14 protein-coding genes and 1 tRNA gene are annotated in these 15,389 nt (G+C 41.7%); 7 read left to right on the top strand and 8 right to left on the bottom strand.

Annotation, left to right across the window (positions count from 1 at the left end):
- Positions 1-3 precede the first annotated feature (3 nt).
- Both ACYVNW_RS03825 and ACYVNW_RS03830 read right to left on the bottom strand, forming a co-directional pair.
- On the bottom strand, positions 4-213 hold the full coding sequence (locus ACYVNW_RS03825; RefSeq protein WP_460678518.1) for a hypothetical protein: 210 nt from the start codon (positions 211-213) through the stop codon (positions 4-6).
- 844 nt (positions 214-1,057) lie between these two features.
- Positions 1,058-2,932, bottom strand: coding sequence for an SPFH domain-containing protein (locus ACYVNW_RS03830; protein ID WP_460678519.1), 1,875 nt, complete (start codon positions 2,930-2,932; stop codon positions 1,058-1,060).
- Between the two features lie 473 nt (positions 2,933-3,405).
- Here ACYVNW_RS03830 and fabF point away from each other — a divergent pair, with 473 nt between their 5' ends.
- Positions 3,406-4,644, top strand: coding sequence for a beta-ketoacyl-ACP synthase II (gene fabF, locus ACYVNW_RS03835; protein WP_460678520.1), 1,239 nt, complete (start codon positions 3,406-3,408; stop codon positions 4,642-4,644).
- 79 nt (positions 4,645-4,723) lie between these two features.
- On the opposite strand, the gene aroB is transcribed toward fabF, so the two are convergent.
- Positions 4,724-5,776, bottom strand: a complete 1,053-nt coding sequence (aroB, locus tag ACYVNW_RS03840) for a 3-dehydroquinate synthase (protein WP_460678521.1) — start codon at positions 5,774-5,776, stop codon at positions 4,724-4,726.
- 8 nt (positions 5,777-5,784) lie between these two features.
- Complete coding sequence (locus ACYVNW_RS03845; RefSeq protein ID WP_460678522.1) at positions 5,785-5,991, bottom strand: RNA-binding S4 domain-containing protein; 207 nt, start codon at positions 5,989-5,991, stop codon at positions 5,785-5,787.
- Between the two features lie 68 nt (positions 5,992-6,059).
- On the opposite strand from ACYVNW_RS03845, the gene ACYVNW_RS03850 reads away from it, so the two are divergent.
- On the top strand, positions 6,060-7,271 hold the full coding sequence (locus tag ACYVNW_RS03850) for a proline dehydrogenase family protein (RefSeq protein ID WP_460678523.1): 1,212 nt from the start codon (positions 6,060-6,062) through the stop codon (positions 7,269-7,271).
- 58 nt (positions 7,272-7,329) lie between these two features.
- Here the strand turns inward: ACYVNW_RS03850 and ACYVNW_RS03855 are convergent, their stop codons facing one another.
- Positions 7,330-7,965, bottom strand: a complete 636-nt coding sequence (locus ACYVNW_RS03855; protein WP_460678524.1) for an HAD family hydrolase — start codon at positions 7,963-7,965, stop codon at positions 7,330-7,332.
- A 67-nt stretch (positions 7,966-8,032) separates the two neighbouring features.
- Between ACYVNW_RS03855 and ACYVNW_RS03860 the strand changes: the two genes are divergently transcribed.
- A tRNA-Ile gene (locus ACYVNW_RS03860) sits at positions 8,033-8,106 on the top strand.
- A gap of 449 nt (positions 8,107-8,555) precedes the next feature.
- Here the strand turns inward: ACYVNW_RS03860 and ACYVNW_RS03865 are convergent.
- The gene (locus ACYVNW_RS03865; protein WP_460678525.1) at positions 8,556-9,515 is read right to left on the bottom strand and encodes a helix-turn-helix domain-containing protein; all 960 of its coding nucleotides are present in this window, start codon (positions 9,513-9,515) and stop codon (positions 8,556-8,558) included.
- 100 nt (positions 9,516-9,615) lie between these two features.
- Between ACYVNW_RS03865 and ACYVNW_RS03870 the strand changes: the two genes are divergently transcribed.
- Positions 9,616-10,719, top strand: a complete 1,104-nt coding sequence (locus ACYVNW_RS03870; RefSeq protein WP_460678526.1) for an FAD-dependent monooxygenase — start codon at positions 9,616-9,618, stop codon at positions 10,717-10,719.
- 188 nt (positions 10,720-10,907) lie between these two features.
- Here ACYVNW_RS03870 and ACYVNW_RS03875 read toward each other — a convergent pair whose 3' ends face one another.
- On the bottom strand, positions 10,908-11,774 hold the full coding sequence (locus tag ACYVNW_RS03875) for an SDR family oxidoreductase (RefSeq protein ID WP_460678527.1): 867 nt from the start codon (positions 11,772-11,774) through the stop codon (positions 10,908-10,910).
- 123 nt (positions 11,775-11,897) lie between these two features.
- Positions 11,898-12,515, bottom strand: a complete 618-nt coding sequence (locus tag ACYVNW_RS03880) for a TetR/AcrR family transcriptional regulator (RefSeq protein WP_460678528.1) — start codon at positions 12,513-12,515, stop codon at positions 11,898-11,900.
- Positions 12,516-12,763: 248 nt separating this feature from the next.
- Between ACYVNW_RS03880 and ACYVNW_RS03885 the strand changes: the two genes are divergently transcribed.
- The 3 genes from ACYVNW_RS03885 to ACYVNW_RS03895 all read left to right on the top strand — a co-directional run bounded on the left by ACYVNW_RS03885 (position 12,764) and on the right by ACYVNW_RS03895 (position 15,222).
- Positions 12,764-13,324 (top strand): Crp/Fnr family transcriptional regulator, encoded by a 561-nt coding sequence (locus tag ACYVNW_RS03885; protein ID WP_460678529.1) that lies wholly within the window; start codon positions 12,764-12,766, stop codon positions 13,322-13,324.
- 73 nt (positions 13,325-13,397) lie between these two features.
- Complete coding sequence (locus tag ACYVNW_RS03890) at positions 13,398-14,306, top strand: NmrA family NAD(P)-binding protein (RefSeq protein ID WP_460678530.1); 909 nt, start codon at positions 13,398-13,400, stop codon at positions 14,304-14,306.
- 1 nt (position 14,307) lies between these two features.
- Positions 14,308-15,222, top strand: a complete 915-nt coding sequence (locus ACYVNW_RS03895; RefSeq protein WP_460678531.1) for an alpha/beta fold hydrolase — start codon at positions 14,308-14,310, stop codon at positions 15,220-15,222.
- Positions 15,223-15,389: the final 167 nt, after the last annotated feature.

Here is a 15,389-nt window from a genome sequence, read left to right on the forward strand (position 1 = left end):
TATTTACTCCATTCCGCCGCGCGGGTGCCCATCGCCCTGCATAGGAGCGTGGTTTCTATTGGTGGTGTCTACTTTTTCAGTATCTGCCTGGGTAACGTCTCTTGGTGCCGAATCGGCAGCTGTGGTATCAGTTGCTGATTTTGTTGTGGAACTGTAGTTGCAGGCCGTAGCCGATAGAACTAACCCAACGATGATGACACAGTGTTTAAACATTCTCCTCATAAACTAATAAATAAGGATTATCCCGAAATTGTTGTTAAGAAATTTTTATCGAATAACCTTCTTGTTCAGGCGGCAGACCCGTAAAATATACAAAAACAAGTTTCAGTGGATATGTTCTGATCAGCATTTGCAGCAGTTGGTATATAAAAATTACCTGAATGCCATGTTGATGTTGCGCGCCATGGAATTGGACTAAACCGTTACTAAAAATAAAGATAGCGACAGCGCTTCGTGGTGCTGAATGCAGTAGATGGAGCTACAACTCGGAAAACCATGCAATACTCACCGCACTGGCATAAAATTGTCAGTAATTCTCAAATTATAAATCCGCTTGATTTAGGTTTCAAAATTTTAAGAAAAGCGCGTTTCAAAAGCATCTATAACTATAAAAGCCGGCTCACTAAAGTGCCGGCTTTTATAATTTCTTTTAATGCTTTATGTAGCTTAAAAAGAATAAGTCTGGATATTATCGCTCAACGAAATTGAACAGACCGAGCAAGCGTCCGGCCAAAAGCAATACATTAACGACAATTAAAATGATGATTAGCTCTGTCATAATAAATAGTTTATAATTAGGTAATGCACAATTTACGCAGGCAATTATTACTTTGCAAGTGTGAATTTCATTTTTATGAAATTTATAAACAGATTATTAATTAGTTAATAATTTGATAATTATCGCGTTTTATCAAGCGATAATTTACAGGCCCTTACTTCATATGTACTGCTTTGTTATCGTACCGTTTAGCGTTTTAAAGCAGACATATTAATCAACTAATTAAAATTAAAACGGCGCACCACCCGGCGCGCCGTTTCGAACTAACTTAATAAAACATTACTCGGTTTTCGCTTCGTTTTCTTTTTGCAACTTTTTGAACATTTCGGTACCAATTAAGGCATCTACCAGTCCATTGCCGCCTTCCTTACCACCGTTTACCAATATTTCAGGTACCAATTTAATGCCGTTGGCAGCTAAAGCTTCGGCCACACGAACGATGGCATATTGCTCGGTACCCATAGCTTCGGTTTTTTGCTTGGTTACTTCGGCCTCGGCTAAACCAATAGCTTTTATTTTTCCCGCTTCGGCGGAACCGTTTACTTCAGTAGCGGCCGCATCAGCTTTGGCAATAATAGTCTTAGCTTCAGCATCGGCACGGGCATTAATGGTGCGGTTTTCGGCATCTGCTTTTGCGTTAATGGTACGAGCCTCGGCATCACCTTTGGCAGCGGCAACTTTACCTGCGGCCATCTGGGTGTTAATTTCTACCTGCCGTGTTGATTTTACAATCTCGGGCTGCATATCGGCGCCGGCACGGGCGCTTTCAAACTCTTTACGCTCAATTTGTGCATGGCGTTGTACTTCGTAAGTATGGCGCTCTTCTTCAGCCAGTTTACGATCAGTCATGGTTTTCATTAACGCTTCTGGTGGTATAATGTCACCAATCAGCGTATCTACGCCTACCACGTTATAATCTGCCAGTACCTGGCTGATATGCTCCTTGGCATCGTCCTGCCGTTGTGAACGGTTAGTTAAAAAGCCGATCACATCGCTTTTTTGTGCCGCATTACGGAAGTAGTTGGCAATGGTAGGCTCCAGCACTTGTGATACCAGATTTTTCATCTTACCAAACCTTGCAATCACTTTAGGGGCCTCATTGCGTGGCACGTGAATGATTTGTGATACATCCAGATTAAAGGTGAAACCATCAAACGAACGCACGCTGATTGTGCTGAGGTGTTTATCCAACTCATGTGCTTCCATACGGCTGTTAGCCCAGTTAAGTACAATGTTGGTGGTAGGTACTACCTCAACACCATGGGTATAAATGTTCACCGGGTGCTTGCCGGGGTCTAAAGGTTCGTCCCATACACCTTTTTGACCTTTGCGCACAATATTGCCATGTTTAAAATGATCGCCACTGGTATCGGTACCTTCAGGCCCAACAAATGAGTTGACTACGCCTACATAACCGATAGGGATATGCATCATATCTACCTGTTCTACCATCACAAACCACGGGTTAAGGTAGTAGGTACCCGCCAATATTACATCTTCCTGCAAACCTTTTTTGCCACCAGCATGAATAAAAGCCATTGGGTCCTGATAGTTGCGGTGCCCTACCACGGAGCCACCGGCAATATCTCCTTTTTCCAAAGGCTCACCATCGAGCGTGGTAATGATGCCCACCTTATTCTCATTAATCTGGGTGATGGGTACCATCACGATATCAAACAAAAAGGTGTTGATACGATAGCTACCTGGTGTCAGGAAAGCTGCCTGCGGGCCTTTTTGTCCGTTGCGTTCTAAAAACGCTTCGGCATCCTGAAACTTGTCGCACTCCACAGGGCGGCCCAATACACGGCCGGTGTCCAGCGGCGCACCATCTTTAGCTTTTACCAGTCCGAGTTTGTTTTGCTCAATGATGGTAAAAGGCTCTAAATTAATGCTGTACTGCCACGGCCACATATGCCAGTATAAGCCCGGGGCCAGCGGTTTGGCCTGCATACCAGCTTCACCTTTGGTAGCAATAATGCGTCCGTCGGGCAGGTGCCGGTCGGCCCCATAGAGCGAGAACTTTTTGATCACTAAACCGATACGGTCATCAGGAACGATTACCATACCGAAAAATACACGCAGTACAGATTTGTACAGCAACAGGGCAGCCAGCACAGGCAATACCCATAACCAATTAAAAATTAAATCAGCCATTGTTTTAAAGAAATAAATTGAATTTTGTTGTAAACGTGCGCCTTAAGGTGTGGCGACGCGGTGCTGCAAATCAGGTATATTGTGGAACCTCAGCCTGAAATACGATATATAGATGTTGGGCGCAGGTGTTTGTTACAGGAATTTTGAGAAATATTTTATGATAATACTTGCTTCATGAAAAGTACTCTTTTGTATTGCGGATGTAGTGTCATTCATAGGAATGGCCTGTGCGCCTATGCTTCGAGTGCCTCAGCATGACAAGGTTTGTGTTTTTACAAGTACTTGAATAAGGTAATCAGTTGCTGCTAGGCACCGCAAATAATGATACGTATATCAGTTTTCTGTTACTGCAAATCACTTAATTCATTCCCTCAATAATTAAAGCACGTTACCTATATTTGGCGCGCTATTAATTTAAACGAACACAAAGCACAATTAACCGCTTGTAAAGCAGTTAAGGTACAACACGGATAATGAAAAGAGTTGTGATTACAGGTATGGGCGTGATTACGCCTGCGGGCAATACCCTGGCCGATTTTTGGTATAATGTAGTAAACGGCAACAGCGGTGCCGCGCCTATTACCCGCTTTGATAATGCCCATTTCAAAACCAAATTTGCCGCGCAGGTGCGCAATTTTAATCCGGCTGATTTTCTGGATAAAAACGAAATCAGAAGAAGCGACCTCTATGTGCAGTATGCGTTGGTGGCAGCCGGGCAGGCCATTGCCGATTCGGGTTTTGATTTCAGCAAACTGTCGCCTTTTGATGTTGGGGTGATATTCGGCTCTGCGCAGGGCGGCTTTCAAACTTTTGAAGAGCAGGTAAAGGAATATGCAGCGAATGACCATCATCCGCATTTCAATCCCTTCTTTATTCCCAAAACGCTGGTCAATATGGCTTCTGGCTTAATTTCTATCAAGCATGGCTATATGGGTATTAATTATACGCCCGTTACTGCCTGTGCCAGTGCAACTACAGCTATTATGGATGCTTACAACTACATCCGACTTGGTAAAGCCAAAATCATCATATCCGGCGGTTCTGATGCACCAGTAACGGAAGCATCTATCGGAGGTTATAATGCTTTAAAGGCATTGTCAACCCGTAATGATGAACCTAAAGCGGCTTCAAGGCCCTTTGACGTGCACAGGGATGGTTTTGTAATGGGTGAAGGAGCCGGTGCTTTGGTATTGGAAGATTATGATTATGCCATAGCCCGTGGAGCGCACATTTATGCAGAAGTTGTGGGCGCTGCCATGACGGCCGATGCCTATCATATGACCGCTACTCATCCGGATGGAGCCGGTGCTATCCAAGCCATGAAATCGGCCCTGCATGATGCCGGTTTAAATACTGATGCGGTTAATTACCTGAATGCCCATGCCACCTCAACCCCTGTAGGTGATTTGAGCGAAACCAAAGCCATTAGCGCCGTATTTGGTGGGAGCAAAAGCCTGCATATCAGCTCAACCAAGTCAACCACCGGTCACTTGCTGGGTGCTGCAGGAGCCATAGAGGCGATTACAGCTATAAAATCCGTTCAGGAGAATGTAGTACCGCCAACCATTAATACCCAGGAGATTGACCCGGCCATACCTACTGATGTGCAGATTGTAACTGGCCAGGCTTTAGAGAAAACCGTGAATGTATCAGTGAGCAATACCTTCGGTTTCGGCGGTCACAATGGCGTAGTGGTTTTTAAAAAGTTTTAATAACAGATTTAAGTAAGTATATATTAAAACAAGAAAGCCGCATTTAGCGGCTTTCTTGTTTTAATGATTTTTAGCATTGTCAGAGTGAAGCGTAGTATTTCAAACTATCACAAAGTTCTTCTTCGGTACAAATATGGTCAATTGTACAATCGCCGATGCGGGTAAGCAAAGTACAGTTTACTTCAGCACCTTTGTTCTTTTTATCCTTTTTCATCAGTCCATGAAGTATGGTATGGCAGGTATCATCCAGATAGTATTTTGGATACCATTTCCTGATCACTTCCACAATTTGATCCAAAGCTTCGGCAGACAGCGTTGATTTTTTGTGTGATAGCCAAGCTTCGCAGATCATACCCATGGCAATGGCTTCGCCGTGAGTTAAATGATTGGCATCGTTTTCCAATGAATACGTTTCAACTGCATGGCCAATGGTGTGCCCAAAGTTGAGTGCCTTACGAAAGCCCCGCTCATGCGGGTCATCCATTACAATGCGGTTTTTAATTTCCACCGAACGGTTAACCAAATCTTCGGCAGGCATTTTCGGGCCGAGCGCAACCAAGTTATTCCAATACTCAGCATCGGCAATTAAGCCATGTTTCAGCATTTCTGCCAAGCCAGATAAGATTTGGCGCTTGGGTAACGTTTCCAAAAACTCATGAGCCACAAATACCGCTTTAGGCGAAGTAAAGGTACCGATGATGTTTTTGATATGATCCATATCAATGCCGGTCTTTCCACCAACCGAGGCATCCACCTGCGAAAGCAGGGTAGTGGGTACTTGTATGAAATCAATACCGCGTTTGTAAGTTGAGGCTGCAAAGCCGCCCATATCGGTAATCACACCACCACCCAGATTAATGAGCAATGCATGGCGGTCCGCTCCAAAATCAACCAGCATTTTCCAGATTCCGATGCAGAAATCAATATTTTTATTTTCCTCGCCTGAGGCAATTTCAATCAAATCATAAGCCGGCAGCTTATCCAGTACAGGCTGTATTAAAGGCAGACAATGCTTTGAGGTGAGTTCATCAGTTAGTACAAATATTTTGGAATATTGACCTTGCTGTATAAAATCGGCTAAATGTTGTAAAGTATTTTTAACATATACCGAATAATCGGTACTTTGAATCATATCCATTTTTAAACAATCTTGATTTTTTGACCCCGGAATTCTACAATATCTCCGGCCACAACTTTCAGGCGCTTGCGATAATCTACTTCACCATTCCATTTTACTTCACCTTCGGTTACTACAATTTGTGCTTCGCCGCCGGTTTGCACCAGGTTGGTGGCTTTAAGTAATTGGATGAGCGGGATATAATCGCCTTCGAGTTTAAATTCAATCATGACAGGGGCAAAAATAAACTATTCGAAGAATAATGAGTTATCTGCTTATCATTTTCTAATTTTGCAGTATGCTCAAACCCGATGGCCCGGCTACTAAGCGGGCACCTCAAACACTATCTTTCGAAGACACTGAAGTAGCGTTCAGGCATACTTCTAACGCCGACCTGACACGTGCTTACTGGTTGTTTACAGCTATCAACAACAATATGCTGGTAAAGGCAGGTCCGCCCATTACCAATTTCGCCATGAACATTGGTTTGCCTATCAAAGGCATCATCAAAGCTACTATATTCAAGCAGTTTTGCGGCGGCGAAACTATACAGGAATGTGATTCCACCATTAAAAACCTGCATGCTGGCGGTGTAGGTACAATTCTGGATTATTCTGTAGAGGGGGAGGAAGAAGAATCTGTTTTTGATTTTACCCGCGATGAAATCATTCGTACCATCAACCGCGCCACCGGTGATCCGGCTATCCCCATCACCGTTTTTAAAATTACAGGTGTTGGCCGCTTTTGCCTGCTGGAAAAGTTAGATGCAGGTACTTTATTAAGCGCTGAAGAAGAACAGGAATGGAAGCGTGTGCAGGGTAGGGTAGAAGATATTTGCAAAAAGGCATTTACCGCCGGTGTGCCGGTAATGATAGATGCCGAAGAAAGCTGGATACAATTAACCATTGATCAACTGGCGTTGGAAATGATGCGGCGATATAACCAGTTTAAGGTAATTGTATACAATACCTACCAGATTTACCGGCATGACAGGTTAGATTTATTAAAGAAGGATTTTGATGCTGCCCTAAGTGGCGGCTTCATGCTCGGTGCCAAGTTAGTACGTGGTGCTTATATGGAAAAAGAACGCAAGCGCGCCGGTGAGCATGGCTATCATTCACCCATACAGCCTGATAAGCAAGCCACAGACGACGATTACAATCAGGCATTACGATTTTGCATAGAACACATCGACCGAATTGCTGTAGTAGCCGGAACGCACAACGAGCAAAGCTGCCGCCTGCTTACCCAGTTGATGGAAGAAAAGCAGATAGCGCATAATAATCCTCATGTGTACTTTTCGCAGTTGTTGGGTATGAGTGATAATTTGAGCTTTAACCTTGCCAACGCAGGCTATAATGTAGCAAAATATGTACCCTACGGACCAGTAAAGGCAGTATTGCCATACTTGTTTCGCAGGGCGCAGGAGAATACCGCAATTGCCGGCCAGATGAGCCGCGAATTAAGTCTGATTATCAAAGAACGTAAACGGCGGAAAAGCACCAAATAATAAACAGGCGACAAGAAACAGGTGTCAAACCCAGTCACAGTTTCTTGTCGCTTGCCTTTTACTTTAGCAGGCCGTTGCGTTCAAAGTACTTTTGCAGGGTATCAGGAGCTTTCATTAAAAAAGTGTGGATGCCCAGTTTTTCAGCAGCAGCCAAATGCTGCGGACTGTCATCAATAAATAGCGTTTCTTCGGGCTTCAGGTTATTTTCTGCCAATACCTGCCCAAATATAGACGGCTCAGGCTTTCGTTTGCCCATGAAGTGAGAGTAATATACCTTTTCAAACAAGTGCTCATTGCCATCAAAACCAAACTCACGGTTCAGGTAATCCATAATGTAGCGGTAGTGAATATCGTTGATGTTGCTTAATAAAAATGTGCGGTATTGCTCTTTCACTCTAAGTAGCAATTCATGATTGCCGGGTGCAACGCCAAGTAGTAAGCTGTTCCAAGCGGCGTCAATCTGCTCATCTGTCAGGTCTGCACGGCCCACTTTTTCGCGGATTCCGTTGCGAAATTCTTCGGCACTAATATGACCGCGGTCGAACTGGTCAAAAAGCGGGTCCTGCTGCAAGTGGCCAAAGAACTGCTCGACGTTGGCAATACCTAAATCTTTCCAGGCCTGCTGTGTTTTTTCAAAATTGATGCTGAAGATGACGTTGCCGTAATCGAATATGATGTTTTTAATATTTTGCATAATTTGCTTTCAGATATGGGCGCAAATATGTAAAATTGCACCCGGAAAGCGAAAGCAATCTGTAACCGCGCCTATAGCTCAGTCGGTTAGAGTAGAAGACTCATAATCTTTTGGTCCCTGGTTCGAGCCCAGGTGGGCGCACAACATTAAAAGCCGTTTTACAGCAGTAAAGCGGCTTTTTTCGTTTTGAACAAGTGAGTTAAGAATAGCTACAGCACAGTGAGCGCTAAATCTGTGTATGGGATTAACATAATTTTTTATTGAACTTATGTTTCCGAGTAATTATGATGTACGAAGTTGGCGTCATAAGTTATTTAAATTATGGCTACTACCGAAGCTTAAAAGTGTATGCGCATCACGTAAGGCTATACAATACTCCTAATGTAAAGTACATCGTTTATCACAAAGTAGAACACAAATTCATGAACTCTCCCGGTTTAATTTTGCGGAGGCAGCTGATTAAGCACCAGAGATAAAAGGTAAGATTATGTTTTGCTGGCTGGATAACGCACTTTGACATACTTATCGAATACAATTAAACGATATTTTCACATTAAAATATTTGAAACAAGCATTTTACGTAATTCAATTTATTTCACGCTTTGCACATACTTTTTGGGTTTCTTGCCAATGTGCTTTTCAAACACTTTAGTGAAATGCCCCAGATTTTCGAATCCCATTGCGTAACCCGCTTCAGATACTGTTAAGCGCTCTTCGCGCATTAACCGCGCTGCCTCTTTCATGCGTAAGTGCTGATAATAGTCATAAATTCCCATCCCAAATACCTGCGTGAATATTTTTCGAAGTTTGAGCTCATTCATGCCGGCAATTTGTTTCAATTCAATAATAGTGCTTGGCTTATTAAGGGAGGAAACGATCTTATGGCGCACGAGGTAAACCGCCTTGATTTCTTTTATGTTAAGTTTTAAATTTGTGATGCTTTCGCGCTTCTTTAAGTTGGTGAACAAATGGTACAGCAGTTCCATCGCTTTGGTTTTGTAATAGAAGCTTTTCATGGAAGTTGGTTCTTCACTTTTTACGATGTCGTTAACAGTACGCAGGATGTCGTCTGTCATCAGTTCCTCTATCCAAAAGTTATTGGCGCTGTCAAACAAATAGTTAAAATGTGCTGCTTCTTCCTTTAAGAAGTTCCTCAAGTACCCGGCGCTTATACTGATAGAAACGTGAGACACTTTCGTGTTTTTATTAAAATTCAGAGACTGGCGAAGTGCGTAGGGAAAGATGCGTACATAAGACGGCTCCATGGGCAGTGTTGCTTTTTGCTTATTATTTAATGCATCCACATTCTCGAAGATATTGTGAAAAATGATGCCAATGCCATCTGTAATGTCTGATTGGCCGGTTATACGTGTAAAGTCGTTTTTTACGTAAAATGAACCAAAGTGCATGGCCATATCAGGCAAAAAAGTAAATCCTTCAAAGAACAGAACCTGAACGTGTTGCAGCACGTCTTCCAATACTACCCCTACCTTATTGGTGAATTCTACTATGTTTTTGGAATTGCCATTATTATCAGCACCAGTATTCATGTTTTCGATTAAAAATAATAGTTTATGGAGTATTTTACTTGTAAAGCTACATTTAGTTTTGCTTTATAAACAATTCATGTACGCATAAATAATTGTAGCAATGAAAAAACAAGTCTTGATATCTGGAGCCAGCTTTGCAGGATTAACGCTGGCTTACTGGTTGCATAAATATGGTTATGGCGTAACAGTGGTAGAATTAGGCAAAAATCTACGAACGGCCGGCTCGCCAATTGACGTCCGCGGCGACGCGCTGAAAGTAGCCATGGAAATGGGCTTATATGACCAAATAAAAGCTAACGAGTTTATACATACTGATGAGATAGTGGGTTCAGATGACCAAACACTGGCTAAATTTGCCATCAATAGTTTGCCTGAATATTTGGGGGATATTGAAATTCATCGTGGCGACCTTGTGAAAATTATATATAAAGCTATTTCAAAAAATGAGGTCGAAATCATTTTTGGGAATAGCATATCCGGATTGACACAGCATGATGAATATGTGGAAGTATCGTTCGAAAAAGGGGAAAGTAAAACATACCACTATGTGTTCGGCGCTGATGGCACCCATTCCACCGTCAGGAGACTTGTATTTGGCCCTGAAAATGAATTTAAAAAGTTCTTGGGCGTTTATTTTGCGTTTGCTGCTGCAGATCATATTCAAACCGGCCGGCCAAAATCAACAGGTATTGTTTACCGTGAATTGGGCAAGCAGGCAGTGATCTTTCAGTTTAAAGAAGCAGCTAATGCCATCCTTGTTTTCCGTGCGCCTAAACTGGATTGGCATTACCGCGATCGGGAACGGCCTAAACAAATTTTAAAGGAATTTTTCGCTGATGATACTAATTGGAAAATCCCTGAAATACTGGATGCCATGCTTAACGCCAATGATCTATATTTTGATGAGGCATGCCAAATACAAATGCCGAGCTGGACAAACGGGAGGGTAGCCTTGATTGGTGATGCCGCTTATGCACCAAGCTTTTTTACCGGCATGGGTACCAGTTTGGCCATGCAAGGCGCAACACTGTTGGCTAAAGAGATGCACGCTAACCACGATCATCGAATTGCTTTCAAAAATTACAATGAACTATTCAGGCCGTTTGTTGAAAGCATTCATGCGCGTGTTGACCGCTCACTTAGGGTACAGTTACCCGAAACACCAGAAGAATTGCAGGCATCATTTGACGCCTGGACCAATTAGCAACCTCATAACAAGGTGCGGTCTATATGACCGCACCTTGTTATGAGGTTTAGGCATCATTTTTTACTCAATATTAGCCAACGCTTAAAGCTAAATCTTTGTGCGTAATGGTTTGTTTTGTTTAACTCTAACCGCCTCCAAGATTTACAAAAGGTCTGAAGGATCACTGCCTCCAACTTCTTGTCACTTCAATTCGCAGTTGTAAGAAATTTGTCCTTATTTTCTTTTGCAAACTCACTAAAAGAATGAGGTTGATGGCCGGTCAGTCTTAATACTTCTTCGCCAAGATCATGATCATGATTTTTGGCAACCACCTCAGCATATTGTTCAATGAGGCCATTAGCTAACCATCGCGATGCCCCGGTTGCTCTTAATAGAATTCGAAAAGCAAACGAAGGCAGATTTACGTAGCGTACTCTTTTGCCAATGGCTTCTGATATTTTTAAAGCAATCTCTTTCATTTCTAAGGTCTCCGGGCCATTCAGATAGTAAGTAGCTTTCTTGTGATGTTCTTGTGTTAAAACATGATAAGCAACTTTTCCTATATCCTGCGCATCAATATACCCCACCAATCCTTTACCACCAACTTGTGGTAAGAAGCCTTTTGATATTGGCTTAGTTAAGGTTAAAAAGTTTTGCATGAATGCCGTAGGTTTGAGTATAGTCCACGCTATACCAGATTTGCGAAGATAGTGGTCAATATGAGCATGACTTTCTGCCCAGGGTACTGATGACCTTAAATTTGCATCAGATGCAGAAACCCTTACTATATAAGCTATATGTTCTTGTTTGGCCACATTGATGGCATTGATTTCAGATTCATATTGCTGCTCGTTAGGTGGACTAACCAAAAATAAACAAGTACAGCCCTTCATAGCCAATCTCAAGCTATTTAAATCTGAAAAATTGCCCAAAACCGCGTTTATGCCTTGTTGACGCAGTTTTTCTAATTGATCTTCTTTTCGGCACATAGCACGAAATGGTTTGTTGTTTTCAGCCAGTAATTGACATAGCTTTTGTCCAATAACGCTTGTTGCTCCGGTTACTAAAATCATAAGTTGTTAGTTTTTATTATCTGTTCTGTTTTCAAATACATGATTGAATGTTTTGTACTTATGCACATTAAACTCCAATCCAAAGCTTTAAAATGACCATTAGTCACTTTTTAATAAAAAAATTTAGCTTTTCATTCCTTTTATTAAAATTTCAGCATATAGTCTAAGCAAATCTTCACGTTGAAGCTTAACAATATCTTCTATAAATACTTTCTTAGCTTCAATAAAATTCATCAGTCCCATGCAACTTCCCCAAATCATGTAAGTACAATAGGAGGGGTCTAAATCTTTTCTGATCAGGCCAGCCGACTGGCATTGAATCAAATAGTTGGAAAAATAAGTTTTCAGTTTTAAACTTATATTTAAATAATTTTGAATAGTGGTACTAAAGTCAGGCCTTTCCATATAAATAAAAAGTTCGAAGTATTTTGGATATTTCAAGTAATACTTATAGAAGGCCATTATTAAAGCTCGCAAGGCTTCCATTGAATCATTCTCTTTTTCTGTTGCAGCTTTAAAATAATCAAGCAATGTATTTAATGCTCTAACACTCACTTCTGCAAGCACATCATCCTTGCTTTTATAATACTTATAAACAGTTCCTTTGGCAAGGCCCAAATGAGCTACCACCTTATCAATTGTAAAATCCCGGGCGCCAACACTTGTCAATACATCATTAGCTGCGTTGATAATCTGCTGCTCTCTGTGCAATTTTGGGAAGTGTTTAGTTTTAGTGCCCATAGAGTGACTGTTAGTCATTATAAGACCATTCTATTGTTGATTTGTTTTATTCTTTGTCGTAAAATGCATGTGAATATACTAGTAATCGCTATGTATTAAAGCGATTACTAATATTGTATATCCTAAGCTAATTAGCTTATGGAGTTAAATTTTACAGATTATTCTAATGTAAAAATGGTAGTAATAAAAGTTACTTCTAATACGGAATTATGTAAAATACCTCATTATCTTAACAGACGAAATCAATTATGCAAGAATTAAAAGGCTATTTACGTGCAGCCACAAAATTGACTGAAGATGAATTGGCAACTGTTATTGACTGCTTCAAAAGTAAAGCTTTAAACAAGGGGCAGTTGTTGCTGAAACGCGGACAGGTAGCTATGTATTATTATTTTTTGCAAAGCGGGGCGCTGAGATTTTATCATGATCAGGATAGCGAACTTACAGCATGGATTGTTCAACCCGGAGAATTTTTTACAGAAATTTCCAGCCTGAATCCTGAAGTGCCCACACGGTTTAACATTGAAGTAGTTGACTACGCTGAAGTGTTTTACATTAGTAAAATAGATATGGAAATGCTTTACAAGCAGATACCTGCCTGGCAGGAGTTTGGCCGCAAGATGTGGGAGGGAATGGCCATCCGCATGATTGATGAGATCATCCGCTTCCAAACCATGACGGTGGAAGAACGATACCTGGAATTTTTAAAAAAACCAGGCTTTATGCAGCTTATATCCGTAAAGCAAATGGCATCTTATCTGGGCATTACCCCCAATGCCTTAAGCCGTATACGTAAAAACCTGCGCTAATTTCATTAACTACCAAATGGTAGTTCTAAGCATTTAAATGGCCTGTAGTTTTGTATTATAAATACTTAAAACTATGGATAACATTATTTTAATAGCAGGTGCCACCGGCGATTTGGGTGGTAAAATATGTAAGCATCTACTCAGCAAGAAAGCAAAAGTAAAAGCGCTGGTTAGGCCCGAAAGTGACGAAGGTAAGGTAAACGAACTACGTAGTCTTGGAGTTGAAATTATAACTGCTGATTTTAAAGACGCTGCATCCCTAACAGCCGCATGTAAAGGGGTATCATGTGTTGTATCAGCACTTGCAGGCCTGCAAGATGTAATTATCACCGCACAAAGCCAGTTACTTGAAGCTGCTTTACACGCTGGGGTACCACGATTTATACCGTCGGATTTTTGTACAGATTTTACTCAACTTGAAAAAGGCGATAATCGCAATTTCGATCTGCGCAAAGAATTTCAGTTAATTATTGATGCCAGCGATATAAAGGCCACCTCTATTTTCAATGGCGCTTTTGCATATGTACTACAGTACAACATTCCTCTGTTGGATACCAAAAGTAAAACCATTACTTATTATGCATATAAGGCCGACTGGCAAATTGATTTTACAACGATAGATGATACCGCTGCTTATACAGCATTAGCCGCATTGGATGATGCTGCGCCACGCTTTCTGCACATTGCCGGTTTCAGAATCAGCCCGAATGAACTGGCTGAATTAGCCCGAAGTATATTTGATGAGCAGTTTGAATTAAAAGGGGCTGGCACTCTTGAGCAATTTGCATCCTACATAAAAACTATACGAAGTAAAAACCCAGAAGGTGAAAGCCAATTGTACCCGCAATGGCAGCAAATGCAATACCTGTATAGCATGTTTGCGGCACACAACAACGCACTTGACAATGACCGCTATCCCGGCTTAACCTGGCAAACGGCAGAGAATGTTCTTAAAGATATAAAAGACCAATCACACGCATAAAATGGAAGCTAATTTTCAAGACGAATTACTGATAAAAAATTGGCCGGGCTTTAGCAGCCAATACATTGAAGTTAACGGAACACAGCTGCATTATGTGGATGGCGGCACCGGGCCGGTGCTGATATGCCTGCCTGGTTGGCCGCAAACCTGGTATTCTTATCATTCCATCGCTCCTCAGTTAGCAACGCAATTCCGTGTTATAGTAGTTGATATACGCGGTATGGGCAGTTCGGCAACAACGGTATCGGGTTACGACAAAAAAACAATGGCTGCCGATATTTATGAGTTGATGCGAAAACTCGGCATTGAAAAAGCGCATGTATTAGGACATGACATTGGCGGAATGGTAGCAGCAAGCCTTGCGCATAATTATACTGATGCGGTGGAAAGCCTGATACTGGCTGATGGACTGCACCCAAGCGAGGGTATGATGCAAATGAGACTGATGCCATCTCCCGGAACCTTTGGAGAAAAAATTGACAACCAGCAACCCTACACCTGGTGGATGGGTTTCAACCAGGTAAAGGGACTACCAGAAAAATTGTTGGAAGGGCGCTTTCGTTATCTACTTGACTGGCTTTTCCACTATGTAATGACAGATGATAGCAAAATGACTGACTTTGACAGAAGCGTTTACGAGGCTGTTTACAATCAGCCGGAGCGCATTCGGGCATCCAATGCCTGGTACCAGGCATTCAATCAAGATATTGCAGATGCTAAAAGTTATTCAAAGCTAAACATGCCGGTTTTAGGCATTGCCAGCAATGTTTCTTACGGGTACTATCAATATGCTTTGCCCGGTATTGCAGATGATTATCAATTAATACATTTAGAAAATACCGGGCATTACATGTTTGAGGAAAATCCGGTGGAAATCATTGAAGCCATCACAAAGCATATTTCAAAAGAGGGATAAGCGTTGTATAACTATAAGTCATTAACTTTCAGGTTCCTGCTGTATGGAGCTTGAAAGTTAATAAAAATATAATCGGTTGATATTAAAGCACGACTATCCTAGATCAATCAGGTGATTGTTCAATTTTTGAGATTAATATATCATCAGCTAAATTATATCTTTAACAG

This window comes from Mucilaginibacter koreensis (genome assembly GCF_054783355.1).

Coding starts and splice junctions, on each gene's coding strand:
- ACYVNW_RS03825 (WP_460678518.1), bottom strand. CDS start 213: ATGTTTAAACACTGTGTCATCATCGTTGGGTTAGTTCTATCGGCTACG.
- ACYVNW_RS03830 (WP_460678519.1), bottom strand. CDS start 2,932: ATGGCTGATTTAATTTTTAATTGGTTATGGGTATTGCCTGTGCTGGCT.
- fabF (WP_460678520.1), top strand. CDS start 3,406: ATGAAAAGAGTTGTGATTACAGGTATGGGCGTGATTACGCCTGCGGGC.
- aroB (WP_460678521.1), bottom strand. CDS start 5,776: ATGATTCAAAGTACCGATTATTCGGTATATGTTAAAAATACTTTACAA.
- ACYVNW_RS03845 (WP_460678522.1), bottom strand. CDS start 5,991: ATGATTGAATTTAAACTCGAAGGCGATTATATCCCGCTCATCCAATTA.
- ACYVNW_RS03850 (WP_460678523.1), top strand. CDS start 6,060: ATGCTCAAACCCGATGGCCCGGCTACTAAGCGGGCACCTCAAACACTA.
- ACYVNW_RS03855 (WP_460678524.1), bottom strand. CDS start 7,965: ATGCAAAATATTAAAAACATCATATTCGATTACGGCAACGTCATCTTC.
- ACYVNW_RS03865 (WP_460678525.1), bottom strand. CDS start 9,515: ATGAATACTGGTGCTGATAATAATGGCAATTCCAAAAACATAGTAGAA.
- ACYVNW_RS03870 (WP_460678526.1), top strand. CDS start 9,616: ATGAAAAAACAAGTCTTGATATCTGGAGCCAGCTTTGCAGGATTAACG.
- ACYVNW_RS03875 (WP_460678527.1), bottom strand. CDS start 11,774: ATGATTTTAGTAACCGGAGCAACAAGCGTTATTGGACAAAAGCTATGT.
- ACYVNW_RS03880 (WP_460678528.1), bottom strand. CDS start 12,515: ATGGGCACTAAAACTAAACACTTCCCAAAATTGCACAGAGAGCAGCAG.
- ACYVNW_RS03885 (WP_460678529.1), top strand. CDS start 12,764: ATGCAAGAATTAAAAGGCTATTTACGTGCAGCCACAAAATTGACTGAA.
- ACYVNW_RS03890 (WP_460678530.1), top strand. CDS start 13,398: ATGGATAACATTATTTTAATAGCAGGTGCCACCGGCGATTTGGGTGGT.
- ACYVNW_RS03895 (WP_460678531.1), top strand. CDS start 14,308: ATGGAAGCTAATTTTCAAGACGAATTACTGATAAAAAATTGGCCGGGC.